Below are 17926 nucleotides of genomic sequence, written 5' to 3' on the forward strand. Positions count from 1 at the left end.
TAACTATTTATCCTGAGGTATAATACCGTGGCACACGATGCCAGACAGTGACGGAAATGGAGAGGACAGCCATCCGACTCGCCGCCGCTACCTGACCCTACTTGGGGCAGGTGGGGCAGCTGGTCTCGCTGGATGCACCGGAAGCCGGAACAAGAATCAACAAAGCCTGAACGATCCCATCGAGCTCTACACGTGGAATCTACCGTTCCTCAAGAAGTCCATCAACGGCTGGATGAAGGATTACAAGGAGGAGTACGGTGATAAATATGAGAATCTCCAGACGAAGTGGACCGACCGCGGACCGGCAACCGAGGACATCCTGTCCTACTTCCAGTCACGGCTTCAAAGTGGCAATCCACCGAACGTGTTCGACACGCAGATGACGACGTTCACCCGATACGCGGAGAAGGGTGAGTCCGGAATCTGGGCCCCATTAGGGCAATTCACGGACGATCAGTTCCTCAACAAGTACTACGACCGGCTCATCAAAGTCAACACGGTGAACGGGCAGTTGTTGAACATGCCCTTCTACATGGGGACGAACGCGACGTTCTCACGACGGAAGTGGTTCGATGAAGCGGGCATCGACCCGCCGACTGTCGGCAACTACCCCTCGACGATGGAGTATCTCGACATGGCCGAGAATCTGGTCAACAACTCCGGGGCCGAGTTCGGACTCACCTTCATCCGGTTCGACTGGCAGATATGGCCTTGGTTCCTGGCGGAAGGTATCAACGTCGTCAACGACAAGGGGACCGAGGTCGTGTTCAACAAGCCGCGGACGAAGGAGATTCTGAGCCGGTTCCGAGAACTGACCCAGAACGGTGTCATCCCAGAGGTTTCCTGGACCGGCGATTGGAAGCCCGCAGCACAACAATTCGGAGCCGGGAACACCGCGATGTACTTCGGATCCGGTTCTGCACTTCGGCTCATCCAGAACTCCGGCGACTGGGTCTCACCTGATGCGATGGCCGTCGGTGGCGCACCGAGTGGGAAGCGATACGGCGCACTGATGACGATGCACGGCCTCGGTGTCGTCAAGGTAGACAACTCGGACGTCGCCCAGCGTGCGGCGTTCGATCTCATTAAGGTCATCCTCAACAAGAAGTGGCAGAAGGACTTCCTGCGCAACACGACGGTGCTTGTGCCACACAAGCAGGCCGTGAAGGAACTGCAGAACGACGAGCAGTTCCAGAACAAGAACCCGAGTCTCGTGAAAATGTACAAACTCTGGGACGATGTCAGCGACCGTGTCTGGGTCCCTCCGCTGGTCACTGCCTCCAGCGAGATGGCTCAGATCGTGGATACGCAGTTCTCGGCCGCAGCGCTGGGTGAGAAACCAGTCGACGCTGCGGTGAAGCAAGCAGAACAGCAGTGTAATCAGGCGCTCCAAGGGTAAGGACGCCTTCTGCCAGCAATCCTCTTCGGTATCGCGGTCCTCATCCGTAGCCGACAGCCAGCCTCCACGACCTGTCCGATGATGTTTTCACCGAGACAGAGCACTGTGACTGCATGCCACAGTAAAGCTAAAGTAGTTTCCTGTTAACTAACCCCATAGTGCTTGATCGAAGATGTCTGAGTCACCGATAACCGCCGGATTATGGGAGAAGGTCAACAGGCCGTTTGAGACCCTGGATCTCTCCAAGAAAGCCCGACGGACGATCATCGCGGGAGTCTGCCTGGCACCCGTGGTGGTCTGGCTATTGTTGTACAAGTACATTGCCCTGGTTTACAACATCGTCCTCTCGTTCAGCGAGATGGGCTACACCGGGGAGATGTCGTTCACCGGGCTTGAGAACTGGATGATGCTCACGACGGACCCGGTCTTCGTCCGGAGTCTGATCAACACCATCGTCCTGTTCGGAACCATCCCCGTCTCGATTGCGATTGCCCTTGGAATCGCGATGCTACTGGATCAGAAGTTCCCCGGTAGTAACATGTTCAGATCGCTGTTCTTCGTACCGTACATCACGATGATGGTCGCAATCGCAGTTATCTGGCAGTACATGTTCAAGACCTCGAACGGCGTTATCAACCACTTCCTGATCGAACTCGGCCTCATCAACCAGGGTATCTCGTGGCTTGGTGACTCCAAATGGGCGCTCTTCGCGGTGTTCATCATCCAGGTCTGGAAGACCGTCGGGTTCTACATCGTCATCCTCCTCGCGGGACTTCAGACGATTCCAAAGCAAGTGTACCAGGTCGCGAAGATAGATGGTGCTGGGCCGATTCAGCGATTCCTCTACATCACCCTACCGTTGCTCAAATCGACCATCGGTGTCTGCCTGTTGGTCGGCATGGTCATCTCCTTCCGGCTGTTCGACCTCATCACCGTCATGACCGGCGGCGGCCCAGGTCATGGTACCGAGATTCTCCTCACCTGGATCTACAAACAGGCGTTCCAGTACGGTGAGTTCGGCTATGCTGCTGTCTTGAGTGTCATCATGGTCGTGCTCACCCTCTTCATCGCACTCGTGGGCCAGCGACTCCAACGGAGTGGTCACCTATGAAGATAAACGGATTCATCGATCGCAGTGATCTGAACGTCCGGTCAGGTATCGAATCATTCAGGGCCAACCCGATGGAGTTCTACAAACGCATTGGGTTCTTCCTGATTGCACTCTTCCTCGGACTACTGTTCGTGTTCCCCTTCTACTGGTTGATCAAGGTGGCACTCACCTGGCCTGCGGGGTCGCTGTACGGTGGCAACCCGTCGTTCGTCATCGAGAACCCCAGCCTCTTCAACTTCATCCGCGTCTGGTACGCGATTCCCTTTGCACAGTTCTTCATCACGAGCTTGATCGTGACGTCACTAGCTGTCGCCAGCAATCTCATCTTCTGTTCGTTGGCGGCCTACGGCTTGACGATGGACTTCTACGGTAAGAAGTACGTCTACACCTTCATCATCGCGGCGATGATGATTCCGTTCCAGACCATCTTCCTGCCGGACTACCTCGTGACCCAGAAGCTGGGACTCGTGAACTCCTACACCGGGTTGGCTATCGTCGTTGCTGTCAGTATCGTCAACATCCTCGTCCTCCACGACGCGTTCACATCCATCCCTGATGCCCTGACCGAGGTCTCTCGCCTAGACGGGGCGTCCGAGCTGTACATCCTGTTCGGGGTCTACTGGCCACTCTCGAAGCCTGCACTCGCGACGACGGTCATCCTCTCGTTCATCTTCTCCTGGAACTCCTACCTCTGGCCGCTGATCATCGTCCAGTCGACGGAGTATACCCCGCTACCATTGGGGCTGGCCGAGTTTCAGAGCCAGATGTCCGGGAACTTCGCGCTTCAGTATGCATTCACCATCATGGTGCTGATTCCGGTCATCGTGGTGTTCCTGCTACTACAGCGCCAGTTCATCAAGAGCGCCGTCCTTGGCAGTATCAAGACTTAGACCTATGAAACTCCCACCACTACTCAGACTGGCCCAGGAGATGTTCACCTGGAAAGAACTGCTCGTGAACCGATTCACGGTACTGATAGCCATCATCCTCATTACCACCGGTGGGGTCGTTGCGTACGTCGGGCAGAACGATGGTGGACATCTCTCGGGCAAAGTCGTCACGGAATCTGGAGAACCAGTTGCCGATGCCACGGTTGAACTCCATGCGATTCCCCTGCAAGGGGTCGTTGCGACTAACTCGACCAACACGACTTCCGAAGGCACCTTCGAATTCACCGGGATGGAGAGCCTTCTCGAGTATCGACTTGTCGTCCGAGTGAACGGTACCACAGTCCACAAAGACCGCTACCACCTCATGTTCAAGGGGCAAAACCGAGAACATACCATCGTCATCGATTCTCAAGCCACCTAGATTCATTCGAAGCTTCCCCTGATACGGAGTGAGCAAGTTGCCTCGAAATCACCCTGTCGTTGCTTTCACCCGTACCTTTATCATCAGATATAACGGTTATTGACCATGGAGTTCGCTATCTGGGCGTACCCTTGGGACCTGCTCGATGAAGGGGTCGAATTGGTGGCCGAACGACTTGCGGAACTAGGAATCGGCGAGGTGAACCTCGCAACTAACTATCATACCGTTCAGACATTCCATCCACACAACCCAGAGCGGAGTACGTTCTTCGCCTATCCGAGTGCGTACTTCCACCCCGACGACGAGTACGGACGGCTACGGCCTGTCACCAACGAGACGATGGGGGATGCGGATTGGCTCGATCAGATCGTAGAAGATATCGAGGACACCCACCTCGATTTGAACTCTTGGACCATCGGCTGTCACAACTCACGGTTGGGGATGGCGAATCGGGATTTGACGATAGAGAATCCATACGGTGACAGCCTCGTCTTCGGCCTCTGTCCATCGAAGCCGGAGGTACAGGAGTACCTGACGAGCCTGTTAGCAGACCTCGACCAACGTGCGCCGTTCCGACGAATCGAGCTAGAGACGTTCGATTACTTCTACGGGACCGGATTCGGATGGCATCACGATAAGTTCCATGTCGAACTCGGAGACCTCGGCGAGTTCCTCTTCGGCCTCTGTTTTTGTGAGGATTGTCGTGCAGCGGCAGCCGACAGTGGCATCGATGTCGACCGAGCCAGAGCGGACTGTGTCGAGACGCTCGACGACATCGCCTCCGGCGGACTTCCGTCAGACGTCGACGTCGCTGGATGGATCGTCGACCATCCGGAGGTGCTCGCCTTCGCGAAGTCGAAAGCAGAGACGCTGACCGCCTTGTTCGAGGACCTCCGGACGGCGGTCAACGACGCACAGATGGGGTACTACATCGCGAACCTCGGCACCGAAGATTCCTGGAAGCACGGTGCTGACCTGCGGAAGCTATCGCCGCACGTCGATTATTACACCGCATTGGCGTACGGGTCCGATCGACAGGAGGCGACAGCCGACGTCCGCACCGCCCAATCGATGACCGACACCCCCATCCATGCTGGAATCCTTCCAGGGTATCCGATCGTCGAGGATGGCGCGACGCTGTCCGACATCGTCGACGGGTTCGTCGAGACGGGTGCCGAACGAATCTCGTTCTACAACTACGGCCTTCTCCCCGACCGGAATCTCGATTGGATAGGGGATGCAACCGGACCTTACCGATGATACTCTCCGCCTGATTCCATCCAACGAGACTCGAGATATCCGGATGTGACGAGTGCTCCGTGCCGATGGTACGCGCTTCGTAGCCACCCTTTTATCCTCGAACAACGCTGTTAGTATCGCTCCATGAGTTTGAGCAGTGATCAGCGAACTCGATTGACGGACCTGCACAGCAACCTGCTGAACGACGTCACCGATGATCTCGGCATCTACGACAACGTCATCCCCTGCAAGCGTATCGAGGCACTGTGGAGCCGAGAAACAGTCGTCGGAACAGCGCATACGATTCAGACGGTGGAGATTGGTTACCGCAAGGACCGGCCGGAGTCGGCTGAGGACATCGTCTTACTCGACGCGCTCGATGCCGTGGATGAGGGCGACTTCGTCGTTCGTGCAGCACCGGACGACGTGGCTGCCGGCATGTGGGGAGAGTTACTGAGCACTGCTGTCTCAGTGAGTGGTGCAGTCGGTGCCCTCGTCGACGGACCGACCCGAGATTCCTCGCTCATCGAGCAACAGCAGTTTCCGGTGTGGGCTGACGGGAGGAGTGCGCTCGAGTCGCTCGGTCGAGTCGATGACCGATCGTACGATGTCCCCGTCGAGATCGAGGGAGTCACGATTCGACCCGGGGATATCATCTTCGCGGATAGCGACTCGATTGTCGTACTCCCCTCAGATGAACTTGACCAGATAATCGAGGAGGCCGAACGAACCCGATCGATCGAAGACGAAGTCCGATCGGAACTTCGTGAAGGCCGCCCGCTCACCGACATCTGGGACGAGTACGAGACCCTATAGGTCCCCGGACTCACGGCCAGCGAGGAACGTAGGAACTGGATGGAATCTGAGTTCTGGCCTCCGATAGGTTCGCCGTGGCGTCGGCAGGTGTAGGTTTTATAGTCTGGTTCGAGTATATCATGGTATGGAGTCGCATGAGTCGACCATATACGACGAGATGGGTGTCCCGACGGTGATCAACGCTGTCGGCGAACACACCCGAATCAGCGGGACACGGATGCGAGCTGAAGCCGCCGAGGCGATGCGACGGGCAACGGAGGCCCACGTCCACCTTGCGGACATCCAGTCCCACGCTTCGGATCTGATTGCCGAGGCGACGGGCGCAGAAATGGGCTATGTCACGAGCGGTGCGGCCGCGGCTCTCACCCTCGCCACCGCTGCGTGTATTGCGGACAGTGACTATCGAATCACGAACCGACTTCCCCACACCGACGGCGTTCCGAGCGACGTCCTGATCGCCCGCGCACATCGGAACGAATACGAAGTCGCGTTCCGAGCCGCAGGTGCTGACCTCGTGGGCTTCGGGCTCAACAACCTCGGCAATGGTGTCGAGGACGTAGAGCCATGGGAGATCGAGACTTCGATCACCGACGAGACAGTCGCCGTCGCATTCATCGATCGACCGTTCACCGAACTCTCGCTCGAGACGGTCGTGGAGATCGCACACGACTACGATCTCCCGGTCATCGTTGATGCTGCGGCAGAACTCCCCCCGAAAGAGAACCTGACGCGGTACATCGACGAAGGTGCCGACCTCGTCGCCTTCAGTGGTGGAAAGGCTGTCCGCGGTCCTCAAGCCACAGGCATCCTCGCCGGACGATCAGAACTGGTCTCGGCGGCTGCGCTACAGCATCTCCCATCAGGGGTCGATACCGAGTTCTGGGAATCTGGCCCACCCGCGAAGTTGTTCGACATGGACGCCCTTCCTGGCGTCCCCCGGCACGGAATCGGACGCGGGATGAAGGTAGGGAAGGAGGAGTTGCTCGGCGTGGTCACCGCTTTCGAATTGTTCCTCGACGAGGACGAGGAGGAACTCCATCGAGAGTGGGACGAACGAGCGCAACGCGCCGCCTCTTATCTAGGAGAGATCGACGGGTTGGACGCACACATCTGTGATGGCGACGAAACTCGAGTGGCCACGACTGCCCTCGTCTCGGTGAACGAGCGCGTAGCAGGAGTCGACGCAACCGAACTCATCCACCGTCTTCGGGACGAGAATCCGCGAATCTACGTTGACGAAAGCCAACACGGACGAGGAGTATTCAGGATTAACCCGAAGTGTCTCACCGACGAGGAACTCGACCACGTTGTCGACCGGATTCGAGCGAATCTCGGGGAGGCGTAGCCGACCGAAGGATGCCAGAACACTAGAGAGAAAACGATGAAGATTACCGATATCGAGGCCATTCCGATTACCGCAGACGTCAAGCCACTCGGGGACCCTGACGGAATCGCTCCGTACGTCACCAGCGGAGGTCGTGTCGAATCCGCCGAACGGATGCTGATACGTCTCGAAACGGATACGGACGTCACAGGATGGGGCGAGATGATGATCGAGATAGATCCGTTGGCGATGAAGACGCTCATCGAACGGGAGGTCGCACCGAGGCTGATCGGTCGAGACGTCTGGGAGACCGAGTCGGTCGTCCAGAACCATCGATACTTCTACGTCGATATTGCCTCCCTGTACGGGGGCGTCGAGATGGCGATGTGGGACGCGTTCGGGAAACACCTACAGACCCCGATCCACCAGCTCCTCGGAGGGAAGTGCTCGGACACCGTAGAGACCGCGTACTGCGTCGGCATCCTCGACGTGGAAGCATCACGTGATCACGCCCAGCACGCGATAGACGAAGGATACTCGGTCTTGAAGACCAAGGGAGGGCGAGATTGGGAACAGGACGTCGAACGGATCGTGGCGATGGACGAGGCGGTCGACGGTGAACTCCAGTTCCGTATCGACCCGAACCAAGCGTGGAGTTTCGACGAGGCGGTCCGCGTCGGAGCTAGACTCGAAGACGAGGGCGTCTACGTCCAGTATCTCGAACAGCCCAATCGCATTGAAACGTACGGTGCGTACCAGCGCCTAAGAGAACGTCTCCGCCAACCGATCGGCGCGAACGACGATACGTACTTCGCCCACAATCTATACCATCTCGTGAAGAACGACGCCATCGACGTCGGTATCGTTGACGTCGTTCCGTCTGGCGTGACCGGACTCCGCCAACTCGCGGGAGTCGCCGCTGACGCAGGAATCTCGTTGGCCCATCACTGCGGGTTCGACCTCGGTGTCAAGACCGCTGCGATGCTCCACACCGTGGCCAGTACAGACGCCTTCAACCTACCGTCCGATTCGGTCTACTACGCATGGGAAGATCACATTATTGGAGATCCGTTCACCATCGACGCCGGAGCGCTGACCGTTCCAGACGACCCCGGACTTGGAGTGACCGTCGATAGATCGAAGGTCGAAGAGCTTCGGTTGGACGTGTAATCTCATCAGGGCGGAAAGTATTTCCGGCTAGCGGAAGGGTACAAATCATGGTCTATCGATCGATGGGCGAGGACCCATGGTCCTTCGCCGGCAAGACGTACAGCGAGATCGCCGAAGTGGCCGAACGTGACGGCTCTGTGTTGATAGTCCCGGTCGGAAGCATCGAACAGCACGGCCATCACATGCCCGTCGGGACCGATACAATACTGGTCGATGCGGTCGCCAATCTCGGCGCTGAACGAGTCGTCGACGACGTTCCCGTGCTGGTGACCCCACCCATCTGGACCGGCTACTCGCCGCATCACATGGGTTTCGGTGGGACGGTCACATTGGACCACGACGATCTCTTGACCGTCTTGGAGGGTATCGGAGAGTCGGCGCTTGAGAATGGCTTCGATGCACTTCTGTTACTGAACGGCCACGGTGGAAACGCATCGCTCATCTCGAGTGCAACCAGTACCATCGGCCGCCATCATTCCGAGGTGGAGGTCCTCGGTCTCACGTACTTCCAACTCGCCACGGAGTTCATCTCCGATATCAGGGAGAGCGATGTCGGCGGGATGGGACATGCGGGCGAATTCGAGACATCGCTGATGCTGCACCTACGACCGGATCTCGTACGCGAAGATCGGCTTGAGGGAACTCCGCAGGATGAACAGTACGACCAAGCCGGACAGGACCTTCTCGTTGGAGGTCCGCTGTCGGTGTACCGGACGTTCGAGAAGTACACTGAATCTGGTGCAATCGGTGAACCAGAACTTGCGTCCGCAGCGAAGGGAGAGGAGATCTTCGAGAACCTGGGAGAACAGCTGAGCGACCTGCTCAACCAGATCCATGAACAGAACGCCGAATCCGTAACGACCTCCGGGTGACCGGAATCCTTTGTTAATCACGTTTCTCCCGTCGACCATCTCCTCTTCCTCTAGCTTCTTCCATCTAATCACTAGCTCTTCCACCTCACTCTGTAGTGACGAACTCCATTGCAATCGTTCCAAGTGGTCGTCTTTCGATTGCGGAATTCGGGTCGTCCAGCCACCTCTTTCCATGGATTAGAAATAGCCCCGTTCCGTCTCGATTGAGAATGCTAACGGAGGTATGAGAGATCGCCGCCTTCCCCGCTTACAGCTATACGGTTGTAATATTTGCTCAGAAGCGTGTTAATAGATATCTCGGGGCATGCCAAAGGGGGACATCAGCGGAGACCCGAGATATGAACCGTGTGATTCACTGCTCGACGCGGTCAAGAAGGAGAGACTGGAGTTGCTCGACGATAGAGAGAACAGGAACGAGAAGTAGCTCCTTCTCAAGCAGTCCGAGAAAGGAATCGGTCGAGGACGTTCTCCGTGACGACGCTCGTCGGTTCATCGACGAGGAGTGCTGCAGGGTAGGTGATCGATCCCGTTGCGAACGTCGCACCGCCGCTGTCCGTTTCGTAGAGAACCATCTCAGCGCCGCCCGATTCCGGATTCAACCCTTCCGCCAGTAGCTGTGTTCCGTCCGGAGCGAACTGGCTCATCTTGTCGGTTTCATGCCCGGACGCTCCGCCGGGACAACGCTCCTGGAGTGATCCGGTTCCGAAACGATCGCCGGCTTCCAATCCTGTTCCGTCGAACACCCAGTGGTCCGGCTCCTCTACCTCGAATGGGGCAGCGGTCTTGATACCGCTCGGTGTGAAGACGACCCCTAGCAGGTTACCCTCAGATTCGCCCCGTCGATGGAACCGGCTTTCGTACGCGCCGTCGGGAAGGTCTCGGGGATGAACGACATCCGGAACGTTGTGTGTGCTGTTGTTCACCTTCATGCAGGTCTCATCCACAAACTCAATCTCGCAGTTTACGCCGTTCCCCCCGAGGTACAACAGGTGACCGCCATCCTCAAAGACCCAATCTCGAACTCGCTCATACATCGCACGAGACCAGTATTCCGGATGCGTGTGGACCACCAATATGTCGTACCGGTCGAGGCCTAGCGTTCCGTCGTGTAACTGCCGGTCGGCGTAGAGATCGTATCCGAACTCCTTGCGCTCCAGCCAACTCAAGAAGCGCCACTCCGCGGGGGCCGTATGAGCTGCTTCCTTCCCCCGTATCGGGTCGGTGGCGGACCGTTCGGGTGAGATAGAATTGAACGGGCACGGGCGTTCAAACGAGAGGGGCTCGTACTCCTCGTCGGCAGCGCTCCACGTATCCGCTTGCTGGAAACGGTCCAGCTCCCGTCTCGGTTCGATAACCGGCCTATCCGGGAGGCCGGTCGTGTTGACGTAGTTGCTTCGTCCACCGAAGCTGTTGTACGCGTTCCAGGTGTTCGTCGCGGCCACGACCGCAATCCGTGCCTGTGGACGCTTGGGTGCCACGATCCACGGGAAGGCGAAGAACTCCCCGCCTACGGTCTCCATGTGGAAGAAGTAGAGGCCACTCCGCTCCGGAGCCACGACCGTCTGGGAATGTGGATCGTTCAACTCGTAGCCGATTTCGTTCCAACACACACCCTCACCGACGAAATCGCCATCAGGCAGCCTTTGTAAGCAGCTGTGAGGACCGTGTTCATCGTGCCAGGTAACCTTCCGTATCAACTCTTTCTCTGCCCCGTATCGCCACAAGGTCAACCGCGTATCCTCCGGGGTGTGGAGCCGATATTCGGCCGTCTCCCCGGAACGGGACCATTTCGGCCAGACGTACCCCAGCGGACGAGTGTGCAGCAGGCGAAGGTCGTGAGTCCGGTCCTCGCCGACCTCGATCGTCGACCGTTTCTTCCCGTAGCCATCCTTGGCCAGGACGACCTCAAATCGACCGGGGTCCACGTCCGCGCGAATCGCGCCTGTCGACTCCGAGGATACGGTTGTGACGTGAGCTCCGTCCCGATAGAACGCGATCATCACGTCGTGGATAGCCTCGTACATCTCATCAGCCACGTATCCGACGAGCATATCAGATACCACACGGTTCATCCCCTTAACTGTCCCCCGCAGGATGTATCGCTAGCTGGCTCCGTCGACCCCACCTGCCCGTCCGAGATGACCTCCGACCTCTCCGACCGACGCGTGGAACATTCCGCGGGAACGCCGGTCTACGTCGGTAATCTTTCGCCCATTCAGGGAAAATACGTAGTATCAAGGACTGTTCGGACTACGACTCGGTCGTCGTCTCAGTCCTCTCTGCGGTGGCGGTCTCCACGGACGCTGTTTCACCACCTATCGAGACATTGATCACCATGAACGACTCGGCGGTCGCCGAGTCGACGGTGGCGGTCCCTATCTCGACGGTGGCCGGCCCGAGGGCGCTCACGTTTGCGGTTCCTTCCGACTGGAAGTTCCGATACGTGATGTTGACCTCGGTCGCCTGAGTGAGGTTAAACGACGAGGCTCACACGGACCGATTCTCGATGATGATTCCGCTGATTGTCTCGTTCTCCAGCGTGAGAGTCTCGATCGAGCCGTTCGTCTGGCCGATGGCCGCGGCGAGCGTCTCGTTCCGTATCGTCGTATCCCGAAGCCGGTGAAAGATGAGTGCCGACCGACGGGAGTTGCCGAGTTCCTTCAGACGGTTCGTCGATGGAGTCAAGAGCAGACGATTTCAGCGACGAACGTCATTTCGAGGATCTGTTGATCGTATCCGTCTTCAGCGACGGTTCTATCTATCGTCACCGTTTCGGTCGAACGGGATGGACAGGTCGATTTCCTCGGGGACGAACGTTCCCAGCATGTCTCGCCGGAAGAGGTCGATCTCCGAGAGCGTCGAGTGCGGTGGCTGTTCGGCGGCGTTGATCACCTGTGCGGCCACTTCCTCGGGCTCTGCCGCCTGTCCGCGGTCGAGTTTATCTCGCCACATGTCCGTCCGCACCGCGGTCGGATTGAGAAGCGTGACCGCCACGCCGTCTCGGCCGACGTGAGCCTCGACACTGAGGGCGAATCCACGCATCCACCATTTTGAAGCAGCGTACACCGGGTTCCCCGGTCGGGGAAGTTTTCCGGCCGAACTCCCGACGAAGATGATGTTGCCGTTCGCCTCCCGGAGGTACGGCAGTGCGGCGGAGGTCGTGTAGAACGTCCCGTTGATGTTCGTCTCGACGACCTGATGGTAATCGTCGAGTGACTGCTGTTCGAGTCGGTCCTCGAATCCTGCTCCCGTGGTGCCCGTATTACAGACGACGATATCGAGCCCGTCGAACTCTTCGACCGTGGTCTCGATAGCCTCCTCGACACGGCCCGGGTTCTGAACGTCACACTCGACTGCCAGTGCGTCTCCTGGATATCGAGAGTCAATCTCACCGGCGAGTGACGACAACTCCTCTGTTGACCGTGCAAGAAGTGCGACGTCCGCTCCTTTCGCTGCCAGTGCGAGGGCCGTCGCGCGACCGATACCTGCACTCGCTCCCGTCACGAGTGCTGTACGACCGTCGACTGATTGGGTGTGTTCGGTAGTTCGGTTGTCAGAAGCCATACCGTGTTGACCAACAACGCCCATATAAATATTGACACCGGTTAGCGTCGGTTCCGGATTCGTCTCGACCTGTGCCAGAGGCTCCTATCCTACGTGTTGGCTATCGAAAGTGGATTACCGAGCCGTGCCACCCCTTATGGACTGTTCTCGAAGAGACGGAATCCACTGTCAAGTATGGACTGCAGTCGGTCGAGGGGACGGAACACCGTCAGATGACTGTGACTGATGACGCTCGACCAAGATTCTACAGTGACTGATCATGGTTCCATATCGAACGTCTCGTGAAGCGCTGCGGCGAGTTCCTCCCGAAGCTCGAGTGCTTGGTCCATATGGTCGGGGAACGAGATGAACCCATGGATCTGGCCCTCGTAATCGAGTAGTCGAATGGGGACGTCTGCGGAGTCGAGCCGTTCAGCGTATAGGACTCCTTCATCGTGCAGTGGGTCGAAGCCACAGGTGACCACCGTTGCACGCGGAAGATTCGAAAGTTTCCGCGCCTGAAGCGGTGCTGCGTATGGATTCTTCGCATCCACCTCGTCTGCGAGATAGTGGTTCCAGTACCATTGCATGCTACTCGTGGTCAGGTTGTAATCCTCTCCCTTCTCTTCGTACGATCGCCGTTCCAGGTCTCGGTCGAGAACCGGGTACAGGAGAATCTGGTGATCGATCGACGGCCCTCCGCGGTCGCGGGCGAGAAGCGACACCGCAGCTGCCAGATTCCCGCCTGCACTCTCTCCGCCGACCGCAATCTTGTCGGGGTCCCCGTCGAACGCGTCGGCGTATTCGGCGACCCATTGGGTGACCGCGTAGCAATCTTCCAGTCCTGCCGGGAAGGGATGTTCCGGTGGTCTACGATACTCTACCGAGACCGTCGCGACACCGATATCGTTGGTCAGCGACCGGCAGAGGTCGTCGTGCGTCTCGAGATTCCCCTTCACCCAGCCGCCGCCGTGGAAGTAGACCAACACCGGGAACGGTCCCGAACCTTCCGGTGTATAGATGCGAATGGGGACGCCTCGCTCGCTGGGACCGGAGACGGTCAGGTCCCGTACTTCACCGACCGGTTCCGCATCGTCGGTGATCAGGAGTTGGTTCAGTGATTCTCGGGCACCGTCGACGGAGAGCGCGTGTGACGGGAGTCCTCCCTTCTCTTCCATCCGTTTGAGGAATTCCTTCGCCTGCGGATTCAATTCCGTGGTCATCAACAACTATCGTTACTACCGAACGGTAGAAGTATCTTCCCCGCTCGGACAACGACTGCCAGTCCTCTCACGTGACGGATGCCTGGAAAGGGGATGCGTTCAGTCCTGTGCTCGAATGACCTTCCCTGGCGTTTCACCCGTAACTTCGCCGTCTCGGACTGCCAACCTTCCATCGATGAGGACCTGCTCGATACCACGTGGATATTGAGCCGGATCATCGTAATCTGCGAGGCTTCCGACGGTCGCAGGGTCGAATGTGACGAGATCGGCATCCATCCCTTCTCGGACGATACCTTTCGATTCGAGACCGATCACCCTCGCGGGTAGCGACGTCATCTTCCGGACCGCTTCCTCCAAGGTGAGGTGGTTCAGCTCACGGACGTACCTTCCGAGGACCCTGGGGTACGTCCCGTAGACCCGGGGGTGAGGTCGCCCACCGAACAGCCCATCCGTTGCAACGGCGACCCGCTCGTTCGCCATTATCTCCCTAACGTCCTCCTCTGACATCGAATGGAGCGTCATCGAAACTCCAAGTTCCTCTGCGACGAGGACGTCGCAGACGATGTCGACGGGGTCACACTCATGCTCGTCGGCGAGGGTTGCGATATCCCTCCCCTCGTAGGTGGCGTACTCAGGGTCGTCAACGTCGGTGATGACGATGTTCTCCCACCCTGTTCGGGCGGCGGGATTCTCCCAGTCACCGACGTTCCATTCTTCGATATCCCGTTTCATCCGCGCTCTCGTCTCCTCATCTTCTAGCGAGTCCAACATCTCGTCCGGTCCGTCCGAATGTACCCACGGAGGGAGGACGGAGGACAACATCGTGTTCCCGGCAGTGTAGGGGTACTGTTCGGCCGTGAAATCCACTCCTCGTTCGCGCGCCGCCTCGATAAGATGATTCGCCCGCCCGGCCTTCCCTTGTTGGTCGCTTCCCGAGACCTTGTAGTGCGAGAGGTGGAGCGGGATGTCCTCGTCCGCACCGATGTCGACGAACTCGTCCAGTGCGTTCCAGATCCACCGTCCTTCGCTACGGATGTGTGCGACGAACGGTCGTCCGTACGGCCCGAGGCGACTGGCTAACGCCTGTACCTCCTCTGTCGATGCGTTCACCTGTGGGGGATACACGAGACCCGTGGAGAACCCCATGGCACCCTGTTCAAGGGCCTCGGTGACCAGTTCCGCCATCTCGACTAGTTCTTCGTCCGCGGGTGCCCGATCGGTCATTCCGATGGTGTTGTATCGGACTGTCCCGTGCCCGACCAAGGTCCCGACGTTCGGTGCGACACCCTGTTCGTCGATGGTATCGAGATACTCCTCGATACTTCCCCACGTCCAGTCTGTCTCGACGTCCCCGGCCAGCGCACTGAGGTGGTCAGTCCACTCTTCCGGTCCTCCGTCCCTATACATCGGCGCCATGGAGAACCCGTCTTGACCGAGTATCTCTGTCGTGATGCCTTGCCGGAGTTTCGGAGACAACGTCGGGTCCCCGAACAGTTCAAGATCCGAATGAGAGTGAAGATCGATGAAGCCCGGCGCGACGACATTCCCGTCGACATCGACGACGGTACGCCCCGATAGTTCCGGATTCCGATTCCGTATCACCACGGAGATCTTCCCGTCGTCGACCACGATGGTTCCGCGGAACCAGGGCGCACCGGTCCCATCGACGATACGTGCCCGTTCGAGTATCAGATCGTGTTCAGTCATGCCGCCTCCGTGGGCCGCCGGTCATCGAACCTTCCCTCTCGCCTGGACGTTCCAGATCTCTCGAACGTCATCACCGTCGACACCGACGATGGTGTCGTGAAGGTTGACGGTCGTACAGACGTGCGGCGGGATGAACTCGAGTCGATCGCCGACCGAGATGTCCGATTCCGCGCGGCTCATATCCACCCATCCGTGTTCTTCGGAAGCGTTGTAGTACTCGACGTCCGAATCCACGGGAATCGGGTCCTGTCCAGTGTCGAAGGAGATGCTCTTGCTTCCGGCGTCGACGACCACCCTATCGGACGTTGGTTTCGAGATGACCGTGGTGAGCACCGACAACGCACAGTCGGCCTTCGTCACGTCGGGTGAACCCCGTACCAGATTCGCGTCGTTGAACATGTACATCCCCGGGTTAATCTCGGTCACCACGGGATGACGGCAACTGTATCTCGACGTCGCCGTCGATCCGACCTTCACCTCGTCGACCTCTATCCCGACATCTTCGATTCGATCCACCGTACGGGCGACTTCGTCCATGATCTCCATACACGCGGTCTCGTACTTGTCCGCCGTCCGGACATCATCGCGACCAAACACGTGTCCTTCGAAGGCCATCACACCGACGAGATTCAACGCCGATTGGTCATCGATGTACCGTGCCATCTCGACCGCTTGCTCGCCGGATGTGCCGACTCGATTGAGTCCCGCATCGATTTCGAGAACCACATCTACCCGTTCACCATGTTCCTCCGCGACGGTCTGAAGCGGGTTAATATTCCCTTCACAATCCACGGTCGTCACGAACGAATCGAGCTTCTCGGAGAGACGCACGAGACGGTCGAGCTTCCGTTCGTCGACGACCATGTAGCTGAGATAGATATCGTCGATACCGTTCTGTGCCATCACCTCCGCCTCGCTCAGTGTCTGGCACACAATTCCTCCACCGGTCTTTTCGTTCTGATGATGCGCGAGTTCGGGAATCTTGTGTGTCTTCGCATGCGACCGTAGCCGAACGTCGTGTTCGTCAGCTATCTCGGCGTATTCGTCGATGTTGCGTTCCATCGTCGTGAGATCGACGGTCACCACGGGGGTCTCGAGCTCGTCGACGTGTCTCGGATATGAGACGGGGACGCTACTTGGCGTCGGCAGTGCCATACTGCGAGCCATCAACGCGGAGGGTTAAAGTTCCCCTTGTCGAGGGTGCTCAGTAGCGTTACGTCCCCGCCGTCTTCGTCGTGCCGAAAGGGCGACGGTGAGACGATGGCGCTCCGCGGCCGTCCCCCTCACGCGTCGAGAATCTCCTGATAGGTCTCCTCCAATCGGTCACGTTCGGAGTCCGTCAACGTCGGCAACGGTGGGAGCGGTGAGCCGATATCAAAAGTACGAACAGCGACGAGATGCTTGATGGCGGCCGCTGTCGGCAGGTCGTCCATCGCACTGACCATGGGCGCGACCGTACGATTCATGAGCCGCGAGACGACGTCGTGCTCGCTCGATTCGTAGGCGTCGTAGAGCCGTGTGAGTCGTTCGGGGAAGACGTTTGCTGGCCCCGCGATGAGACCGTCGGCACCGAGTTCGAGCGATGCAACGCCGAGCTCCGTCGCTCCCTGGAAGACGGCGAAGTCGCCGGGGGTGCGTTCGTTGACCCGGTGATGGTAGGTGAGGTCGCCCGACGTGTCTTTCAGACCGACGATCCGCTCGTGTTCCACGAGGGTTCCGACGGTCCGTACGTCGATGGTGTTTCCGGTCAATGGAGGGATGTTGTACAGAACGACCGGAAGCGACGACCGGTCTGCGACGCCGGTGAAGAAGCGTTCGAGACCGGCTTGGGTCGTATCCAGATAGTATGGCGTGACAACGACTGCGACATCCGCCCCGGCTGCCGCGGCGACTTCAATCTTCCCGAGGACACCTCCGACGATCGTGTCCCCGCATCCTGCGAAGACGGGAACCGAATCGGCGGTTTCTGCGACGATCTCTATCACGGTTCGATTCTGTTCGGCGGTCAGACTCGGGAATTCACCTATCGAACTTCCGGGAAACAGCCCCTGGACGCCCCCTTCGATGAGAGAATCCGTGAATCGCGCCAATCTCGCCTCGTCGATCTCTCCGGTTCCTCTTTCGGTCGGCGTCGCCATCGGAACGATGATTCCCGATAGGTCCAAGGCCCCAACTCGACCTACATCGGGTTATCACTTTGGACAACTCGGA

General features: G+C 58.3%; 17 protein-coding genes. 9 read left to right on the forward strand and 8 right to left on the reverse strand.

Annotated features, from left to right (window positions below):
* Positions 1 to 37: 37 nt before the first annotated feature.
* From ACRYA2_RS21190 to ACRYA2_RS21230, 9 genes are all read left to right on the forward strand, one after another.
* Positions 38 to 1399, forward strand: coding sequence for an extracellular solute-binding protein (locus ACRYA2_RS21190; protein ID WP_433632799.1), 1362 nt, complete (start codon positions 38 to 40; stop codon positions 1397 to 1399).
* 172 nt (positions 1400 to 1571) lie between these two features.
* Positions 1572 to 2510 (forward strand): carbohydrate ABC transporter permease, encoded by a 939-nt coding sequence (locus ACRYA2_RS21195; protein ID WP_433632801.1) that lies wholly within the window; start codon positions 1572 to 1574, stop codon positions 2508 to 2510.
* Positions 2507 to 3400 carry a carbohydrate ABC transporter permease gene (locus ACRYA2_RS21200; protein WP_433632803.1) on the forward strand — a complete coding sequence of 298 codons (894 nt, stop codon included), beginning with the start codon at positions 2507 to 2509 and terminating at the stop codon, positions 3398 to 3400. The genes ACRYA2_RS21195 and ACRYA2_RS21200 overlap by 4 nt, the downstream gene beginning before the upstream one ends.
* A gap of 4 nt (positions 3401 to 3404) precedes the next feature.
* On the forward strand, positions 3405 to 3821 hold the full coding sequence (locus tag ACRYA2_RS21205; RefSeq protein WP_433632805.1) for a carboxypeptidase-like regulatory domain-containing protein: 417 nt from the start codon (positions 3405 to 3407) through the stop codon (positions 3819 to 3821).
* 105 nt (positions 3822 to 3926) lie between these two features.
* Complete coding sequence (locus ACRYA2_RS21210) at positions 3927 to 5081, forward strand: hypothetical protein (RefSeq protein ID WP_433632807.1); 1155 nt, start codon at positions 3927 to 3929, stop codon at positions 5079 to 5081.
* Between the two features lie 123 nt (positions 5082 to 5204).
* On the forward strand, positions 5205 to 5876 hold the full coding sequence (locus ACRYA2_RS21215) for an RraA family protein (protein WP_433632809.1): 672 nt from the start codon (positions 5205 to 5207) through the stop codon (positions 5874 to 5876).
* Positions 5877 to 6000: 124 nt separating this feature from the next.
* Entirely contained in the window at positions 6001 to 7221 is a 1221-nt protein-coding gene (locus tag ACRYA2_RS21220) for an aminotransferase class V-fold PLP-dependent enzyme (RefSeq protein WP_433632811.1), read from the forward strand.
* Positions 7222 to 7257: 36 nt separating this feature from the next.
* Positions 7258 to 8370 carry a mandelate racemase/muconate lactonizing enzyme family protein gene (locus ACRYA2_RS21225; protein ID WP_433632813.1) on the forward strand — a complete coding sequence of 371 codons (1113 nt, stop codon included), beginning with the start codon at positions 7258 to 7260 and terminating at the stop codon, positions 8368 to 8370.
* 47 nt (positions 8371 to 8417) lie between these two features.
* Entirely contained in the window at positions 8418 to 9242 is an 825-nt protein-coding gene (locus ACRYA2_RS21230; RefSeq protein WP_433632815.1) for a creatininase family protein, read from the forward strand.
* A 431-nt stretch (positions 9243 to 9673) separates the two neighbouring features.
* Here ACRYA2_RS21230 and ACRYA2_RS21235 read toward each other — a convergent pair whose 3' ends face one another.
* The 8 genes from ACRYA2_RS21235 to ACRYA2_RS21270 form a co-directional block, all read right to left on the reverse strand.
* Positions 9674 to 11293 carry a N,N-dimethylformamidase beta subunit family domain-containing protein gene (locus ACRYA2_RS21235; RefSeq protein WP_433632817.1) on the reverse strand — a complete coding sequence of 540 codons (1620 nt, stop codon included), beginning with the start codon at positions 11291 to 11293 and terminating at the stop codon, positions 9674 to 9676.
* Between the two features lie 199 nt (positions 11294 to 11492).
* On the reverse strand, positions 11493 to 11651 hold the full coding sequence (locus ACRYA2_RS21240; RefSeq protein WP_433632819.1) for a hypothetical protein: 159 nt from the start codon (positions 11649 to 11651) through the stop codon (positions 11493 to 11495).
* Between the two features lie 78 nt (positions 11652 to 11729).
* Positions 11730 to 11927: a hypothetical protein gene (locus ACRYA2_RS21245; RefSeq protein WP_433632821.1), complete on the reverse strand. Its 198-nt coding sequence runs from the start codon at positions 11925 to 11927 to the stop codon at positions 11730 to 11732.
* A 69-nt stretch (positions 11928 to 11996) separates the two neighbouring features.
* On the reverse strand, positions 11997 to 12806 hold the full coding sequence (locus tag ACRYA2_RS21250) for an SDR family oxidoreductase (RefSeq protein ID WP_433632823.1): 810 nt from the start codon (positions 12804 to 12806) through the stop codon (positions 11997 to 11999).
* A gap of 257 nt (positions 12807 to 13063) precedes the next feature.
* The gene (locus ACRYA2_RS21255; RefSeq protein WP_433632825.1) at positions 13064 to 14008 is read right to left on the reverse strand and encodes an alpha/beta hydrolase; all 945 of its coding nucleotides are present in this window, start codon (positions 14006 to 14008) and stop codon (positions 13064 to 13066) included.
* A 99-nt stretch (positions 14009 to 14107) separates the two neighbouring features.
* On the reverse strand, positions 14108 to 15715 hold the full coding sequence (locus tag ACRYA2_RS21260) for an N-acyl-D-amino-acid deacylase family protein (protein WP_433632827.1): 1608 nt from the start codon (positions 15713 to 15715) through the stop codon (positions 14108 to 14110).
* A gap of 21 nt (positions 15716 to 15736) precedes the next feature.
* Positions 15737 to 16870 (reverse strand): alanine racemase, encoded by a 1134-nt coding sequence (locus ACRYA2_RS21265; protein WP_433632829.1) that lies wholly within the window; start codon positions 16868 to 16870, stop codon positions 15737 to 15739.
* Positions 16871 to 16998: 128 nt separating this feature from the next.
* The gene (locus ACRYA2_RS21270; RefSeq protein ID WP_433632831.1) at positions 16999 to 17880 is read right to left on the reverse strand and encodes a dihydrodipicolinate synthase family protein; all 882 of its coding nucleotides are present in this window, start codon (positions 17878 to 17880) and stop codon (positions 16999 to 17001) included.
* Positions 17881 to 17926 lie beyond the last annotated feature (46 nt).

The sequence above is a fragment of the Halomicrococcus pelagicus genome (assembly GCF_050954125.1).

What these genes read in the sequence shown, in the direction of transcription:
- ACRYA2_RS21255 (WP_433632825.1), bottom strand. Translation starts at nt 14,008, where the DNA reads ATGACCACGGAATTGAATCCGCAGGCGAAGGAATTCCTCAAACGGATG.
- ACRYA2_RS21260 (WP_433632827.1), bottom strand. Translation starts at nt 15,715, where the DNA reads ATGACTGAACACGATCTGATACTCGAACGGGCACGTATCGTCGATGGG.
- ACRYA2_RS21210 (WP_433632807.1), top strand. Translation starts at nt 3,927, where the DNA reads ATGGAGTTCGCTATCTGGGCGTACCCTTGGGACCTGCTCGATGAAGGG.
- ACRYA2_RS21250 (WP_433632823.1), bottom strand. Translation starts at nt 12,806, where the DNA reads ATGGCTTCTGACAACCGAACTACCGAACACACCCAATCAGTCGACGGT.
- ACRYA2_RS21225 (WP_433632813.1), top strand. Translation starts at nt 7,258, where the DNA reads ATGAAGATTACCGATATCGAGGCCATTCCGATTACCGCAGACGTCAAG.
- ACRYA2_RS21265 (WP_433632829.1), bottom strand. Translation starts at nt 16,870, where the DNA reads ATGGCACTGCCGACGCCAAGTAGCGTCCCCGTCTCATATCCGAGACAC.
- ACRYA2_RS21230 (WP_433632815.1), top strand. Translation starts at nt 8,418, where the DNA reads ATGGTCTATCGATCGATGGGCGAGGACCCATGGTCCTTCGCCGGCAAG.
- ACRYA2_RS21200 (WP_433632803.1), top strand. Translation starts at nt 2,507, where the DNA reads ATGAAGATAAACGGATTCATCGATCGCAGTGATCTGAACGTCCGGTCA.
- ACRYA2_RS21215 (WP_433632809.1), top strand. Translation starts at nt 5,205, where the DNA reads ATGAGTTTGAGCAGTGATCAGCGAACTCGATTGACGGACCTGCACAGC.
- ACRYA2_RS21235 (WP_433632817.1), bottom strand. Translation starts at nt 11,293, where the DNA reads ATGCTCGTCGGATACGTGGCTGATGAGATGTACGAGGCTATCCACGAC.
- ACRYA2_RS21220 (WP_433632811.1), top strand. Translation starts at nt 6,001, where the DNA reads ATGGAGTCGCATGAGTCGACCATATACGACGAGATGGGTGTCCCGACG.
- ACRYA2_RS21195 (WP_433632801.1), top strand. Translation starts at nt 1,572, where the DNA reads ATGTCTGAGTCACCGATAACCGCCGGATTATGGGAGAAGGTCAACAGG.
- ACRYA2_RS21205 (WP_433632805.1), top strand. Translation starts at nt 3,405, where the DNA reads ATGAAACTCCCACCACTACTCAGACTGGCCCAGGAGATGTTCACCTGG.
- ACRYA2_RS21190 (WP_433632799.1), top strand. Translation starts at nt 38, where the DNA reads ATGCCAGACAGTGACGGAAATGGAGAGGACAGCCATCCGACTCGCCGC.